We start from the raw sequence: 16,095 nt of genomic DNA, 5'->3' as shown, positions 1-16,095 counted from the left end.
GGTTCGATGTCAACTATTTTAAGTCTAGTGTCCAAGGAGAGTTCTTTAGAATTTAAATATTTCAAAAAAGCAGTGGAAGAATTAGTAACTGCCTTAAATATTACGGTGTCCCCAATTTCACATTTGCTAAGCTGACGAAATTCCTTATCTGGGATATGACCGTTGGCATCCGGAATCGGAGAACCATGAGGATCATAGGTTGGGTAATGAAGGAGCTCATCCATTTTTGAAAAGAATCGTGGAGATTTTACATGCTCAATCTGCTCTGCTATATCGTGTACTTCTTCCCATCCAAAACCCATAATCTCAACCAAAAACATTTCTGTCAAGCGATGTTTTCTGATAATTTGAGCGGCAACGTCTCTGCCTTTAATGGTCAATTTAACAGGCTTGTATTTTTGGTAATCAACAAGCTGCTTATCTGAAAGCTTCTTGATCATACTTGTCACCGTAGGCATTTTGATATCCAAATGCCTAGATAGGTCATTTACGCTTACCTCTCCTTCCCTATTAGAAAGTAAAAACAATGCTTTGAGATAATTCTCTTCAACTAATGAATTCATAAGACAAATATAAACCTTTGTAAAAAAACAAAAGTTAAATAGTTAAAATAAATTTGTTAGATTAATCTAACTTCTTAATTTCGCCAAGCTAATTAAATTTTGAGCTATGAGAAACTTATCCTCCTATTTACTCTTTAATGTGGTTATTTGCTTTTGTTTGAGCCAAAGCATACATGCTCAGGCGACTTTATCTGGAAAGGTTCTTTCCAATCAAACCCCACTGCCTTTTGCAAACATTCATCTTGAAGGCACCACTCTTGGGAGTTCCACTGATCAAAATGGCTTGTTCACTATAGCAAACATCCCTCTGGGCGAATATAAAGTCATTGTTTCCTCTATTGGGTTTAAAACAAAGGTTCAAAGAATTAAACTTCTCCAAGAGAAAAACCCTTCCTTGGTATTTATCTTAACCGAAGAAGATGCGCAATTAAATGAGGTGGTTGTCACAGCAACTATGAAAGAAGTATCGAAATTAGAGAGTCCAGTGCCTGTAGAGGTCTATTCTGCCAAATTTTTAAAAACTAATCCATCCACCTCCATTTTTGATGCACTACAAAATGTAAATGGCGTACGTCCACAAATAAACTGTAATGTATGTAATACAGGTGATATACACATCAATGGATTGGAGGGACCATATACCATGGTGCTAATCGATGGAATGCCAGTGGTCAGTGGGCTAGCTACTGTTTACGGTCTAAGCGGAATTCCGCAATCATTAATTGAGCGGGTAGAAATCGTCAAAGGTCCAGCCTCAACACTCTACGGTAGTGAAGCCGTGGGTGGTCTTATTAATATTATTACTAAAAAACCCTCAAATACTCCTGGATTATCCGTGGATACATTTGCAAGTAGTTGGGGTGAATTCAATCTAGATATGGCATCCAAAATTCGAATAAATAACAAGATAGAATCCCTGGTAGGAATCAATTATTTTAAGTATCAAAACCCCATTGATAATAACGATGATCATTTCACAGACCTTACACTACAAGACCGTATTTCTGTATTTAATAAATGGAATATTGCCAGAGAGCATAATCGTCAATTTTCCTTTGCAGGGCGGTATGTGTATGAGGATCGATGGGGAGGCGAAATGAATTGGTCGAAAGAATTTAGAGGCAGTTCTGAAGTTTATGGAGAAAGTATCTATACGAGTCGATGGGAGCTTTTTGGAAATTACCAGCTACCCTTTGATGAAAATATACTTGTGCAATTTAGCTTAAATGGCCACAACCAAAATAGTGTCTATGGGGATGTAAGATACTTAGCTGATCAAAAAATAGCTTTTGGGCAACTCACTTGGAATAAAGACTATAAAAATCATGATTGGCTCGCCGGACTCACCTATCGATATACGTATTATGATGATAATACTCCTGCCACAGCTTCCTCAGAAAATCTTGAGATCAACAACCCTGACAACACTCATCTACCTGGAATCTTTATCCAGGATGAGATCACACTTGCTCCAAATCATAAACTTCTAGCTGGATTGCGCTACGATTACAATTCTATTCACGGAAGTATTTTAACCCCACGACTAAACTATAAGTGGAATTCAGAAGACAGTAATAATATCCTAAGAATAGGCATCGGAAATGGTTACCGCGTAGCGCATATATTTACAGAAGATCATGCCGCACTAACTGGAGCTAGATCTGTGGTGTTCTTAAATGATTTAAAACCGGAGAAATCGTGGAATGGCAACATCAATTTTGTAAAAAAAATATATACCGACCAAGGTACTTATATTAAGTTCGACACCACTTTATTCTACACCTATTTTGACAACAAAATCATCGCTGATTACCAGAGTGATCCCAATAAAATTATATACGATAATCTGGATGGTTATGCGATATCTAAAGGCATTTCTTTAAATACCGATTGGGTGTTTGCCAATGGGCTAAAAGTCTTAGCTGGAGCAACTTTAATGGACGTTTACAGTGTAGCCCAATCCAAGCGTACTAGGCAATTATTCACCGAACAATTCACTGCGGTATGGAATGCTAGTTATTCCCTTGATAATTTAAATTTGAAAATTGATTATACGGGAAATCTTTATGGGCCGATGCAACTACCCCTCTTGAGTGATACAGATCCAAGAAAATCGCATTCTCCTTGGTGGTCCATTCAAAATATACAGCTCACTAAGGTGTTCCGAGAAAATTTTGAACTTTATACTGGGGTGAAAAATTTATTGAATTGGACTCCTGCAAAAGACAATCCATTTATCATTGCCCGTTCCCATGACCCTTTTGACAAGAATGTGGTCTTTGATTCCCATGGCAATGCTGTGCCTACACCAGAGAATCCGTACGGGTTAACCTTTGACCCTTCCTATGTTTATGGTCCAAACCAAGGTATTCGAGGCTTTTTTGGGATACGTTGGCATTTGGATTAAACTATTAACTCCATAAAGGCATTCCTTACATCTTCTCCTAAAATAACCGAATTATAGGTACAGTATTTACGAACCACTGGATCAAAAGAATGAATGCTAATTTTAGTAGGTTTAAATTCCCTAGCCTGCAGGACAGTATACATGTTTAATGCTGCTTTTGAAGTGGCATATGCAGTAAGGCTGTAGTCAGAATAACAAAAGGTTTTATCCTTCATTTTATTGATATCCCCTAAACCACTGGTGACATTAATTATTTTAGGGTTGTTACTTTTCTCCAGTAACGGCTTGGTCATTTGGACCAATTTTAGAACCGCAAAAAAGTTAACATCGAATTGATATTTTACATCCTCAAGCACTAATTGATTAATTTTTTGTCCAAAACCATTTACCACCTCCGCATTGTTGAGAAGAAGGTCTAATTTCCCATAATAGGAATACAACACATGCTTTAATCGACATAAACTTTCATTAGAGGTGAAATCCACCTCAATGACTTTACAATCTTCAACCTCCTCACACTGTTTTGCAAGCGACTGATAACTTTTTTTTGCAGCCGCAAGAATAACCTTATAGTTATGTTCCAGCAGCAGGTCGGCAAACATCCCTCCAAGGCCATTTCCAGCCTCGGTCACCAACGCTATCCTATTTTCTTCCATAACATTCCCATGTTTTAATTTACAAATTTATCAAATGCTTGTCCATATCGATCTACTTTTGTTTTAATAGTTGGCTTGTATAATGGTTCGACTCTTGGTCATAGTCTTAAATATTACAGCCTATGATTTTCTAAATTGATTAGGCGTTGAGCCCGATTGCTTTTTAAAGAACCTCGTAAAATGGGTAGGTTCATCAAAGTTTAATCGATGTGAGATCTCAGCGATATCTAAATCTGAATACTTCAATAAACTTTTACTCTCTGTAAACAATCGCTCATTTATGATATCCTTAGCACTCTTACCAGTGAGATTCTTTACAGTGGTGGTCAAATAATTTGGTGTTATATTTAAAGCCTCTGCGTAACTACTAACGTTTTTGGTATCAACATACATTTTATCCACCAATACCTCAAATTTGTTAGCGATAATTTGTGATCTCGAGAGCTGATATTCCTCGCTTTTACTTCGTTCAAATATAGCTTTGCAATAATACAATAAAGAAGCTAACATTCCCTCTAACATCTTTCCCTGATAGGGGTGCGGGTTCCTAGAAACGGAATACATCCGCTCCATATCAAAGACCAAAGATTTGTGTTCTTCCTCTGTGAGCAATAGCATATTCTTTTCTGAGATTTTCAAAAATGGAAAATCACTGATTAAATCGGAAAATGAATTCCCTAGGAATTCTTTTCTAAACATAATAAAGTATCCCGTCATACGCTTATCTCTCACCCAGGAAAACACCTGTCCTGGTACCACAAACACCATAGGAAAACCTTCTAAATTAAGTAAATCTGTGTTGAGATTGAACTGTGTTTTCCCATAATTACTCATCAGTGCAATCTGGTAAAACCCCTGTCTGTAAGGAGGCATACACCTCCTTGCAGTGGGCTCTAAACTTTCGATTGTGACAATATCGAAGTCTGGTATTTGGCTCTGATGCTCTAGGCCAATACCTTGGTAAAAATCATTAAAGGTTTCAAAAATTGGAATTTTGGTCTTAATCATTAATAATACTTACAACTTATTATTATTTCCCTTATACACCTGTGACCAGCACAGTTACATTCAAACAACTTCTTTTATTGGTCTAATTTTTATTCCAACACTTACATTACTAGGTATCATTGTGCTTATTTTCAGCCACTTTTAAGGACTCATATTTATCATCTAAGTCGTCTGGACTTAGCAATTCCCATCCACCACCAAGGACTTTATAAATATTCACAAGTGAGGTGGCGGAGGCGATTTCACTTAAGGCCAATGCATTTTCCGATACCAGTAAGGTGTTCTCCGCATTTAGATAATCAATGAAATTATCCAGACCAGCTTGATAGCGCTGCTCTGCAATTTGAGCAGCCTGAGCACTTGCCTGGAAAGAAGTCTTTAAAATTGCTCTTCTTTTTAACTCATAGCTATAAGAACTCATAGCCGTCCTTATATCTTCTAGTGCTTGTAAAACAGTTTTCTCATACTGACTTAAAGCTGCAAGTGTTTTAGCGTCATTGTGATTTATCTGTTGTTTAACTCTACCAAGGTTAAAGGCAGCCCAGGTTATTCTTGGCAGTACACTCCAGGTAAAGGAGGAGTTACTTCCAAAATTAGAAAAATCTACCGCAGAAAATCCAATGGATCCGTTGAAGCTAATTTGAGGGTATAAATCAGCTACGGAAATATTATATTCGGAAATTCTTATTTGCAAGGCTGCCTCCGCCCTTCTAATATCAGGTCTCCTTCGTAGCAATTCTTCAATTTTTCCCAAGGATACCGTTGTGGGTAAACTTGGAAGTGGTTGTGGTGATATAATATCGGCATCCAAACTACCTGGAACTTCTCCCACAAGTACACTTAGACTGTTCTTTAGTGCCTCTAATTGTGCTTGAAGTTGTGGTATTGTAGCACGCGTGGCTTCAAGTTGCGCAAGGGCTCTTGAAACATCCAGCTGATTGCTTGTGCCTGCTTGAGCAAGTTGTTGGGTCAACTCATAGGTTTCCTGTTGTCCTTTAAGGTTCCTTTTAGCAATATCGATACGGTATTGAGTTCCTCTTAAAGCTAAATAGTTGGAGGCTACCTCAGCATAAATACTGAGGTATACTCCGTGCATGTCAGCCACAGCCTGTTGTTTAGTGGCATAGGCTCCTTTAATTCTATTGGTAACTCTTCCAAAAAGATCTGCCTCCCAGCTAGTATCTAAGCTTCCACTATAGGTACTGTATGTCGGGTTTTTTCCTTGTGCGAAAACATTTTCTCCCATACGTGTTCTGGCATACTCACCATTGGCTGTGATGGTTGGCCATCGGTCAAATTTTCGTGCTTTGACCAAAGCCTTGGCGGCTTGATAATTCGCAACCGCCGTGTTAATATCTAGATTGTGTTGTTGCGCCTTTTTAATTAGGCTATCCAAAATTGGATCCTCGAATGCCAACCACCAACTGATCGAAATTTTTGATTGATTAAACAAGGAATCAACTACCTTTGATTTGAGTAAATCCTCGTTAACAGTCAGTGGAAGTACAACTTCGTAATCCCTTTTTTGTACGCCACAGGAAACAACGAACCATCCTAGAAATAGTACAAGAATTTTAACTATTGTATTCATTTTGTTGTGGGTTTTAATGCGGTTAATTCACTATCTGATGACACTTTTTCTTTTGATCGACTCCATTTTCTACCCAAGTAATAAAATACTGGTGTTAAGAATACTCCGAATATGGTTACCCCTAACATTCCACTAAATACGGCGACTCCAAGGGCAACCCGAAGTTCCGCTCCAGCACCTGTGGAGAGGGCAAGTGGAACTACCCCTAAGATAAATGCCATAGCGGTCATTAAAATTGGACGCAATCGTAGTTTCGAGGCCTCAACTACTGCGGCTTTAAGTTCCATGCCTTGTTCTTCTAATTGTTTGGCAAACTCCACAATTAGAATGGCATTTTTACTGGCAAGTCCAACAAGCACCACCAGACCAATTTGCACCATGATATTGTTATCCAGTCCTGCAAGATCAACTCCTATCATCGCAAACAATAATACCATGGGTACAATTAGGATTACTGATAGTGGTAGGACCAGACTCTCAAACTGAGCTGCCAGTAATAAGAAGACAAATACCACCGCCATAAAAAATGCCATTCCTGCAGTATTCCCAGCAGTCTTCTCTTGATACGCTAATTCTGTCCATTGGTAAGAAATACCATCAGGTAAAACCTCATCTGCCAATCGTTCCATACGCTCCATGGCCTGGCCAGAACTAAATCCTGGTGTGATATCCCCGTTAATAGCAGCTGATGGGTACATATTAAATCTAGGAATCCTCGCTGGGCCAGAAATATCTCTTTGGGTGGCGATTGAACCTAGAGGCACCATGGCACCATCCCTATTTCGTATTTTTATTTTAGTGAGATCCTCAGGGGTAAGTCGGTTAGGTGCATCGGCCTGAGCGGTTACCTGAAAGGTTCTACCTAAATAATTAAATTCATTCACAAAGACAGATCCCATAAAAATCTCTAGCGACTGAAAAACACTTTGCACATCAACCCCTAACTTCTGTGCTTTTACCCGATCGATATCCAAATACAATTGTGGGCTTTGGTTATTGAAAAAGGTAAACACATTGTTTAGCATGGGGTCCTGATTGGCAGCCATCGCCAAGGCATTGGTTGCCTCTAATAGCTGATCTGTACCTAGATTTGCTCTATCTTGAACCATCATCTTAAATCCACCTGCATTACCGATCCCACTAACCGATGGTGGCGGAATAACTAATACAATAGCATCGTCCACTGCGGCCAATTTTCCTTGAATGGTCGTCAAAAGATCCATGTACTCGATCCCCTTATCAACACGTAAATCAAAATCTTCCAGGGTCAAGAACACCACAGCCGCATTGGAGGCGTTTGTAAATGAAATGGGATCAAGACCTGTAAATGAAATAGCCGTTTCTACCCCGTCGATATCTAAAGTTCGGTCCAGTACCTGATGCACTACAGCATCCGTTCTAGAGAGGGATGATCCTGGGGGTAACTGTACTACGGTAATAAAGTATTGTTGGTCCATGGAAGGAATAAATCCTTTGGGCACCTTATTGAATTCAAATCCTGTAAGTAGAATAAGGCCAAAATAAACGATCATTACCATCATAGCGGTACGGACTAATTTCCGAACGCTGTTTCCATAGGTTTCAGAGAGAAATTCCATGAACACATTAAATTTCGCTCCTATATAAACAAAGGGCCTAAAAAGTATAAAACTATCTTTAACTTCTTTTTTTTCTTCGTGTCTCATCAGCAGTGCTGCCATAGCAGGACTCAAAGTAAGAGACACAAATACTGAAATAGAGGTCGCCACGGCAATGGTGATTCCAAACTGTTTATAAAACTGCCCTGAGATTCCATCTAAAAATGCCGTAGGAATGAATACTGCAATTAGCACTAAGCCAATGGCTACTAAAGCTCCACCAACTTCATCCATGGTCTTTAAAGCGGCCTGTTTCGGTGATAAACCCTTTTGCAGGTATCGTTCCATATTCTCCACCACCACAATTGCATCATCCACCACGATTCCAATGGCTAACACCAAACCAAAAAGGGTTAGGGTATTTAATGAAAACCCGATGGCTTGCATCACTGCAAAAGTCCCAATAAGCGATACAGGTATAGCCAAAATCGGTATAATTGCCGCCCTCCAAGATTGTAAGAACAGTAAAATAACCAGTACCACCAAAATGACAGCCTCAAAAATGGTATGATATACCTGATCAATGTTTTTCTGAATAAATTTTGTTGGATTATAAGCAATTTTATATTCGAGGTCTGGTGGAAAATTCTTTGATATTTCCTCCATAGCCTCTTCTACAGATGCAGAAGTCTGCAAAGCGTTTCCTCCAGGTTGTTGAAGAATAGGTATCGCAATAGCTGGCATCTTACCTAGGTATCCTTTAGTGGCATAGTTTTGTGCCCCTAATTCAGCTCTTCCGATATCTTTCAATCGCACAATTCGACCGTTGTCCTCGGCCTTGATAATAACATTTTCAAATTGTTCGATCGTATTGAGTTTCCCTTGCGTTTGTATGTTAACCTCAAAGGCGGTTTGTTTACCTGAGGGTAACGCATTTAGTGTTCCACTTGCAATCTGGACGTTTTGAGCCCTTAATGCAGCAACCACTTCGGAAGCTGTCAGATCCAAACTTGATATTTTATCAGGATCCAACCAAATACGCATCGCGTACTCTGCGGCACCAAAAAGTTGGATATCTCCAATACCTTTGATACGTGCTAACTGATCCTTTATTTGCAATACTGCATAGTTCCCAATAAAGGTTGGGTCATAAGTTTGGTTGGGTGAAAAGAGGTTCACTACCATAAGAATATCTGGAGATACCTTCTTGGTGGTGATCCCTAATCGTTTGACTGTTTCTGGCAAACGAGGTTCCGCGACAGCCACCCTATTTTGCACCTGAACCTGAGCTTTGTCTAGATCGGTACCCAATTCAAATGCGATTTGAATCGTTACTCTTCCATCGGATGTGGATTGGGAGGTCATATAGATCATGTTTTCTACCCCATTGATCTCCTTCTCGATAGGACCTGCAACAGTCTGAGAAAGGGTTTCTGGGTTCGCTCCTGGATAGTTTGCCACAACCTGAATGGTGGGTGGTGCCACATCTGGGAATTGCGAAGTCGGCAGGGTAAAATATGCCAACCCACCCACTATAAGGATCAGTACGCTCAATACCGCTGCAAAAATGGGTCTATGTATAAATATGTGACTAAATTTCATTATTTCTATTGTTTCAAATTTTAAAATAGCTGTCCCATGCTCCTTCCTTTCTGTTTAAATTAAAGGGAGCAGTTTCATTAAAAGTATTCCACTATAGACTAGGGGATGATTTCTATGAGAACAAAATTAAAAATGAACAGTTTTATCGTTTTCACTGTCAGGAGAAAAACTCCCCTAACAGTCTATGGGTCCTGCTTTTAGAGGTTTTGTGAATGCTCCAAAGAAGCTAATTCGGATTCTCCACTAACCACATTAGTCTGCGAGGTATGCACTAACATTCCGGGTCTAATTTTCTGAAGGTTGTTGGTGATGAGTTTATCATCTTTACTCAACCCTTCTCTTACAATTCTCAGACCATTAGAGTGCAATGGCCCTAATTCAACTGGTTTACTAACCACCTCACTACTATCATTAAGTACATAAACAAACCTAACCGATTGATTGGTTCCTATAATGTGATCAGGAATCATAATGGCCTTGTGCTCTGCACTTCCTATAATTCGAGCTTTTCCAAACATTCCGGGTTCCAATAAATTGTTCTCATTGGCAAGGACTGCCCGACTTTCAATTGTTCCTGATTGCATATCAATCTGGTTATCGATAAAATCGAGTTTTCCTTTGTGAACGAAATCCGTCTCATCTAAGAGTTGAATCTCTACTGGAATCCCTTGTTCTCGTGGATTGTTTCGTTTGCCATCTTTAGCCAAACGAACGTATTTTAAATAATTTGACTCACTAGAGGTAAAATAAAAATGAATTGGGTTTGTGGCTACGATAGTAGTTAACAAGGTGGAATTTGCACTACCCCCATCTATCAAATTGCCCTCGTTTACCCGATCTCTACTTACAAGTCCTGAGATAGGTGCTTTTACCTTGGTGAATTCTAAATCGAGCTGAGCTTGATCTACTTTGGCTTCTGCCAACTTCAGACTAGCTTTAGCGTGCGCAAGTGCCTGCTTTCTTTGATCGTATTCCTCTATGGAGACCGCACCGGTTGCCCTTAAGGTTTCTACCCTTTTGTAATTGTCTTCAGCTGTTTTAACAGTAGTCAGCGTCTGGGCATAATTTGCCTTGGCCTGTGCTAGTGCAATTTGATAGGGTCGTTGATCAATCACAAATAACACCTGTCCTTTATGAACATATTGGCCATCTTTGAAATTTACCTTTTCTAAAAAGCCACTTACCCTTGCTCTAACATCTACGTGGTTACTTGCTTGAAATCGCCCAGTATATTCATCCCATTCGGTAATGGTTTCATATAGTGGTAGTGAAGTTTCTACTTCCAATACTGGCGCTGCAGCTTGCTGTTCTTCTTCTTGTGCATTAACGCCATCTGGAGCAAATGCAAAGACTAGTAGGGCTACTAGAACCCCTATCGTGGCAAAAATGCCAATCTTCTTTGTGCTTGGTTTCTTTTTCATCTCTATGGTTCTTCTACGGTTTTTTAATAGGAACAAAATTATGGCGCTAGTACACCTATTGGCTAACCATAATTTTTTTTAAAATGACCAAAATCTAATATCCGCGAAAAAAAATGGGCTAAAACTCCCAAAAGCATTCAAAGAACATTCTTAAATATCAATGACTTATAATTCACCCAATTACACCTTTGCTCATGTACCACCAAGCATTGCTATGTGGTAAAAACATAATCGTCTTTAGCCAGGCTCCTTCCCCTGAAAACTAGGAAAAAAATTTCTCATTAGGACGCAATTTTTTGCCTGATGCTACAAAATAAACCAATCGTTTTTTGTAATTTCATATTATGGCTATGGCGTCTTGATATAACAAATTGCGCCTACACCGCTATAGTTAACATACTGAAAATGAAAACAAAAACATATACTATTAGCATAAAGGCAGCAGTAGAGAAGGTCTATGACATCATGCTAGGTCTTACTTATAAAAAAACGTATCAGGCCTGGGTCAGTATATTTAATCCAACATCCACCTTTGAAGGAAGTTGGGAAAAGGGTTCTGAAATACGTTTTATTGGAACTGATCAGAAAGGCCAAACCTCTGGAATGTTATCCAAAATCGTAGAAAACAAACCCAACGAATTTGTTTCCATACTACACTATGGCATCATTAAAAATGATCAAGAAATCACTCAAGGAGCAGCGGTAGAACAGTGGGCCGGATTTACTTAAAATTACACTTTCAAACATAATAATGGTTTAACTAAAGTCACCATTGAAATGAACACCCATAAAGACTATATTGATTACTTTGATGACTCTTGGCCAAAAGCTTTAAAAAAACTAAAAGAATTAGCGGAATCCTAAAATCCTTAAAAGCCATAAAATAACCCTGATAAATTCATTTTTAATTTCACCCCTACTTGATCGGTCCCTTTTTTGTATAAAATTAAGTAGCCACCAATGTGATAACGCGTATATTTTAGTTTCTTATCAAGAAATGGTAACGGAAATTAACCACCAGTAGCTAGTTTACAAGACCAGGACTGCATCATGTTAACAGAACAGTTGTTTTTTACGATGGTTACATACCAGTATGTCACTGCAGATTAATTCCGAAGTTAAAAATCCAACCTTAGCGATCACGACATAATGAGCGCCCTTACAGCCCGTAACACAAAATTTAAAGTGCCTGAAGGTTTGGTCAAAAAAGGACACATACCACCGTGGCGCAATTGGATAAAGGAATTGGAAACAACTGCTTAAAATTTTATCATTTTTTTAATTCCTACTAACTCTATAGAATTAATTGTTTTTATATCTTAGCGCCTAAATTAATTGTTACAAACGCCAACATGAGTACTATTAAACTCCTACGACACCAAATTGAAAACATCAGCCTTAAGCAAATCGGTTGGACTATTTTGACTTTAAACCTTGCGTTGATAGGCTATTTTTTATTCATTATACTCCAGAGCGATGAATTCCTTTTCGCTTTTGACAAGACTTTTTACACATTTATCGCTATAGGCTTTTGTGCCCAATTAATAGATGGCGCTTTGGGTATGGCTTATGGCGCTAGTAGCAGTTCGCTATTACTACATTTCGGGGTATCACCAAAAATTGCCTCGGCTAGTGTACATATGGCTGAAGTATTTACAACAGGAGTTTCAGGATTAGCACATCTAAAATTTAAAAACATTGACAAAAAACTTTTAATAAAACTTGTGGTACCTGGAGTCATTGGTGCTGTTGTTGGTGCTTACTTACTATCAGCGGTATTGGAGGGTGAGGTGATAAAGCCCTATATCTCCGCATACCTTTTGATTTTAGGAGTTATCATTTTACTAAAGGGTATCCGAAACAATTTCAATAAGCACAAGCGGGTTAAAAGAGCTGGTCTTTTGGCATTGCTTGGAGGAATGTTCGATGCTCTTGGCGGTGGTGGTTGGGGGCCTATTGTTACTTCTAATATTCTCAACCAAGGAAAAGATCCTAGGTTAACAATTGGAACGGTAAATACGGCTGAATTCTTTGTTACTTTTTTTGCCACTGGAATCTTTCTCTTTTATGTGGGAGTCGACAGCTGGCAAGTCGTTTTAGGCCTTATTATTGGAGGAGTAATGGCAGCGCCCTTTGGCGCCATGGTAGCCTCTAGAATAAACAAACGATTGTTAATGATTGTGGTGAGTTTGGTAATTATACTAACATCAGGTTTGAATATATATTACAGTTTTAATCTCTAGGAGCTGGCTTTAAAGATCGGTAATGGATCGTTCTAGGACAGGGATCATTTGTGTTCTCAGGTCCAGGAATATTCTACGAACTTTACAGGTATCCTCATCGATGCATTCTTCACACTTTTCGTAGAAATTCTCAGAGGTACATGTGGTTAATGCTATAGGTCCATCCATCATTCTCACAATGGAGGCTACCGTAATTCCAGAAGGTTCGATTGCAAAACTATACCCGCCTTTTGACCCTCGATGGCTTCTGATTATCCGGTTTTGTTTTAGACTATTCATTATAGACTCTAAAAATTTATAAGGAATCTTCTTTGCTTCTGAAATTTCCTTTACCGAAATCGGTATTTTATCTTGGTGATCGTAAATGAACAAGAGTGCCTTAATGGCGTATTTTGCTTTGCGTGAGAGCATAATATTTTCCTATCAAATGCAATAATAATGGTTAAAGATAACATCTCAAAAATTAGTAGCACTGCCAATGATTAAAAAACATCATATAATCAGCAAAGGGTTCTCCAAATCACTTATAGTAATAGACTGTATTTTTAAGAGTTAGGTAATGGTTTTGAGGTCACAATGACCGCTTTTCCAAGGTAAGCATCATTGAGTAGATTGCTCACAATAAAGTGTGCTAAATCCCCTCTTTCTATATGACTTGTAGGAATTCTTTGATCTGTCACTACCATATAATTATGTTCATAGAGCGCCCCAGTACCGCGAAGTCCTGTAGGCCGCACAATGGTGTATGGAAGAATACTTTTTTTCACCAGGTTTTCTTGATCGGAATGGTCTGCGATATGTCCTTTTAAAATGTTATTTATAAAGGTTCGACTAAAAAAACCTAATTGACCTATGCTTTCATTACTTCCTGCGGAGCTAATGACCCATAATCGAGTTGACGGACTTCTATTCTCAAGAGCCACTATGACATTTTTGGTCGTTTGAGTTCTCACCTTGGAACAGGTGAAAGTATGCACCCCAACGGCAATAACGACCGCATCAAATTTATGTTGGAATATTACATTATGGATGGTCATTTCATCAGTAGCGTCTCCCTGTATTATACGGACACCCGTGAGCGGTCTGATTAATTTTTCAGCTGATCGCACAAATGCAGTGACGTGATGACCTTCCTCTAGCGCCTGTTTCATGATCAAACGACCTGTTCTTCCTGTTGCACCAATAATTAATACATCCATAAACCTATTACATTACCATTTGGTTACCATTAAAGGTAGCGAAAATATTACAATGGACTCATGGCTTTAAGATCAGATTTTATCTTACTCCCTATAATGCTGCCCTAGGCTCCAAATGAAACCTCTTTTGCTAAAAGGTAAAATCTTATAACTTTAGATAGCAAAAAATTAAACGGATACCTTCTGAGCAAGCATTTGAAGAATCTTCTGCTCAACTTCTTCTTGATTCCATATTTTCTCGATGTGATCCATTTCCATAATCTCATCCATAATTGCTTTCTGAAAATCCCCTTGTTCTAAGGCCTTTACATATGGATCTGTTGAGAAAGTAACCCGGCTGTATAAAGGCATCCATTTATCGGGATGCTTTTCTGAAAATCGCTTTTCTATATTCTTTCTTAAAATAAACTTTTCATCTGCGGTCTTCGAGCTCATTTCTATAAAATTGCGATAACTAAGCTCTGCCACTGCATCTGTATTTGGTTTACGCTGGGTTTGATAATATTCAAAAATAGTTCCCCAGTCGTCACCATATTGTTCGATAAGTGAGTTAAGTACAGTGATATCTTCAAATCCTACATTCATCCCTTGTCCATAAAAAGGTACTATGGCATGAGCTGCATCTCCTATTAACGCTACTTTATCATGACTAGTCCAAGGCTCACATTTAATGGTCACTAAAGAACTTGTGGGGTTTTTAAAAAACTCTGTAAGTAAATCTGGCATCTCTTGAATCACATCATCAAAGTATTTTTGAAAAAATACGGTCACTTTGGCCTCGGTATCCAGCTCTTCGAATGAGTTAACACCATGATACGGCATAAACAAAGTACAGGTAAAACTGCCATCTAAATTCGGTAGGGCGATCAACATAAACGATCCCCTAGGCCATATGTGAAGGGAATTCTTATCCATTCTATGAACATTTCCAGGACCCGCGGGGATGGACAATTCTTTATAGCCTGTTTTTAAAAACTTCTGACTGTAATTAAACATGCTACTACGCTGCATCTTATGGCGAATCCTTGAAAATGCACCGTCCGCACCAAAAATTAAATCATATTGGTGTGGTTCTAGGGTTTCCCTTTCACTTTTTCCTGTATATAGAATAGCCTCTGTTAGTGATACATCCCATACCTTAGAATTAAATATAAAACGTGCTCCTTCACCCTCTGCCAAATCAATCATTTTTTTATTTAGAACACCTCGTGAAATGGAATAAATGGCTTCACCTTCTTTACCGTAGTATTGATAATAAACTGGCTTACCTTCAACATGGATCGCTCGCTTGTCCATAGGAATAGCGAGCGCTTCTATTTCTTTTCGGATTCCAACATATTCTAAGGCCTTCCACCCTCTTGTGGAGACGGCTAAGTTGATGGATCTTCCCGAGAATTCCGTTTCTCTAATATCAGGCCTTCTATCATATATATCCACATCATGTCCTTGCTTTTTTAAATAGATAGCTAATAAACTACCGACAAGGCCACTACCTGTGATCCCAACTTTCTTTGGTGTTTGCATGGGTAAATTGTATCTAATAATCCCTGTGAAGTTACAGGAAATCGGTCAAAGTTAAGAAAATTCAAATAGCTTGCTTGCACAAAGCAAAAAAGTGTTGCATCAAGGCGATGATCTAACCTCTTAAGACTAGACTTTGAATAGCTACCCAGCAAAAGTGAATTTTTTTTCGTATTTTGCTAAAAATCAAAACTTTAATATTATGGCTGAGGGAAAATTAGAGCACATGCAAAAAATTTTAAACAAACTAGAGGACATTAAAAATACCCAAGAAAGCGCTATCGATAAAATTAATCATGTGATTACC

Annotated in this window: 12 protein-coding genes; 3 read left to right on the top strand and 9 right to left on the bottom strand. The window is 38.6% G+C overall.

What is annotated here, in order from left to right; all coding sequences use genetic code 11:
* Positions 1–563 (bottom strand): metal-dependent transcriptional regulator (locus VKY50_RS01275; protein ID WP_324298043.1); only part of this gene is annotated, 563 nt, incomplete at its 3' end.
* Positions 564–669: 106 nt separating this feature from the next.
* On the opposite strand from VKY50_RS01275, the gene VKY50_RS01270 reads away from it, so the two are divergent.
* Positions 670–2,970: a TonB-dependent receptor gene (locus tag VKY50_RS01270; RefSeq protein WP_324298041.1), complete on the top strand. Its 2,301-nt coding sequence runs from the start codon at positions 670–672 to the stop codon at positions 2,968–2,970.
* On the opposite strand, the gene VKY50_RS01265 is transcribed toward VKY50_RS01270, so the two are convergent.
* The 5 genes from VKY50_RS01265 to VKY50_RS01245 all read right to left on the bottom strand — a co-directional run bounded on the left by VKY50_RS01265 (position 2,967) and on the right by VKY50_RS01245 (position 10,825).
* Positions 2,967–3,626 carry an SDR family NAD(P)-dependent oxidoreductase gene (locus VKY50_RS01265; RefSeq protein WP_324298038.1) on the bottom strand — a complete coding sequence of 220 codons (660 nt, stop codon included), beginning with the start codon at positions 3,624–3,626 and terminating at the stop codon, positions 2,967–2,969. The genes VKY50_RS01270 and VKY50_RS01265 overlap by 4 nt on opposite strands.
* 120 nt (positions 3,627–3,746) lie before the next feature.
* On the bottom strand, positions 3,747–4,634 hold the full coding sequence (locus VKY50_RS01260; RefSeq protein WP_324298036.1) for a helix-turn-helix domain-containing protein: 888 nt from the start codon (positions 4,632–4,634) through the stop codon (positions 3,747–3,749).
* A gap of 109 nt (positions 4,635–4,743) precedes the next feature.
* Positions 4,744–6,225 (bottom strand): TolC family protein, encoded by a 1,482-nt coding sequence (locus VKY50_RS01255; RefSeq protein WP_324298035.1) that lies wholly within the window; start codon positions 6,223–6,225, stop codon positions 4,744–4,746.
* Entirely contained in the window at positions 6,222–9,404 is a 3,183-nt protein-coding gene (locus tag VKY50_RS01250; RefSeq protein ID WP_324298033.1) for an efflux RND transporter permease subunit, read from the bottom strand. The genes VKY50_RS01255 and VKY50_RS01250 overlap by 4 nt, the downstream gene beginning before the upstream one ends.
* Positions 9,405–9,601: 197 nt before the next feature.
* The gene (locus tag VKY50_RS01245; RefSeq protein ID WP_324298031.1) at positions 9,602–10,825 is read right to left on the bottom strand and encodes an efflux RND transporter periplasmic adaptor subunit; all 1,224 of its coding nucleotides are present in this window, start codon (positions 10,823–10,825) and stop codon (positions 9,602–9,604) included.
* 405 nt (positions 10,826–11,230) lie between these two features.
* Here VKY50_RS01245 and VKY50_RS01240 point away from each other — a divergent pair, with 405 nt between their 5' ends.
* Together VKY50_RS01240 and VKY50_RS01235 are read left to right on the top strand one after the other, a co-directional pair.
* On the top strand, positions 11,231–11,554 hold the full coding sequence (locus VKY50_RS01240; RefSeq protein WP_324298029.1) for a hypothetical protein: 324 nt from the start codon (positions 11,231–11,233) through the stop codon (positions 11,552–11,554).
* A 623-nt stretch (positions 11,555–12,177) separates the two neighbouring features.
* Positions 12,178–13,068 carry a sulfite exporter TauE/SafE family protein gene (locus VKY50_RS01235; protein WP_324298027.1) on the top strand — a complete coding sequence of 297 codons (891 nt, stop codon included), beginning with the start codon at positions 12,178–12,180 and terminating at the stop codon, positions 13,066–13,068.
* Positions 13,069–13,077: 9 nt separating this feature from the next.
* On the opposite strand, the gene VKY50_RS01230 is transcribed toward VKY50_RS01235, so the two are convergent.
* The 3 genes from VKY50_RS01230 to VKY50_RS01220 all read right to left on the bottom strand — a co-directional run bounded on the left by VKY50_RS01230 (position 13,078) and on the right by VKY50_RS01220 (position 15,791).
* A complete protein-coding gene (locus tag VKY50_RS01230; RefSeq protein WP_324298025.1) occupies positions 13,078–13,479 on the bottom strand; it encodes an RrF2 family transcriptional regulator in 402 nt (133 codons plus the stop codon).
* A gap of 134 nt (positions 13,480–13,613) precedes the next feature.
* A complete protein-coding gene (locus VKY50_RS01225) occupies positions 13,614–14,267 on the bottom strand; it encodes an NAD(P)-dependent oxidoreductase (protein ID WP_324298023.1) in 654 nt (217 codons plus the stop codon).
* 168 nt (positions 14,268–14,435) lie between these two features.
* Positions 14,436–15,791: an FAD-dependent oxidoreductase gene (locus VKY50_RS01220; protein WP_324298021.1), complete on the bottom strand. Its 1,356-nt coding sequence runs from the start codon at positions 15,789–15,791 to the stop codon at positions 14,436–14,438.
* Positions 15,792–16,095 lie beyond the last annotated feature (304 nt).

This window comes from Galbibacter sp. (genome assembly GCF_035306585.1).
Taxonomy (GTDB): Bacteria; Bacteroidota; Bacteroidia; order Flavobacteriales; family Flavobacteriaceae; genus Galbibacter.
The sequence above is the reverse complement of the archived record's forward strand: the minus strand, read 5'-3'. Positions and strand labels throughout refer to the sequence as shown.

Bases quoted from the DNA above. Each gene is read 5' to 3' on its own strand.
- VKY50_RS01270 (WP_324298041.1), top strand. From the start codon at position 670: ATGAGAAACTTATCCTCCTATTTACTCTTTAATGTGGTTATTTGCTTT.
- VKY50_RS01265 (WP_324298038.1), bottom strand. From the start codon at position 3,626: ATGGAAGAAAATAGGATAGCGTTGGTGACCGAGGCTGGAAATGGCCTT.
- VKY50_RS01260 (WP_324298036.1), bottom strand. From the start codon at position 4,634: ATGATTAAGACCAAAATTCCAATTTTTGAAACCTTTAATGATTTTTAC.
- VKY50_RS01255 (WP_324298035.1), bottom strand. From the start codon at position 6,225: ATGAATACAATAGTTAAAATTCTTGTACTATTTCTAGGATGGTTCGTT.
- VKY50_RS01250 (WP_324298033.1), bottom strand. From the start codon at position 9,404: ATGAAATTTAGTCACATATTTATACATAGACCCATTTTTGCAGCGGTA.
- VKY50_RS01245 (WP_324298031.1), bottom strand. From the start codon at position 10,825: ATGAAAAAGAAACCAAGCACAAAGAAGATTGGCATTTTTGCCACGATA.
- VKY50_RS01240 (WP_324298029.1), top strand. From the start codon at position 11,231: ATGAAAACAAAAACATATACTATTAGCATAAAGGCAGCAGTAGAGAAG.
- VKY50_RS01235 (WP_324298027.1), top strand. From the start codon at position 12,178: ATGAGTACTATTAAACTCCTACGACACCAAATTGAAAACATCAGCCTT.
- VKY50_RS01230 (WP_324298025.1), bottom strand. From the start codon at position 13,479: ATGCTCTCACGCAAAGCAAAATACGCCATTAAGGCACTCTTGTTCATT.
- VKY50_RS01225 (WP_324298023.1), bottom strand. From the start codon at position 14,267: ATGGATGTATTAATTATTGGTGCAACAGGAAGAACAGGTCGTTTGATC.
- VKY50_RS01220 (WP_324298021.1), bottom strand. From the start codon at position 15,791: ATGCAAACACCAAAGAAAGTTGGGATCACAGGTAGTGGCCTTGTCGGT.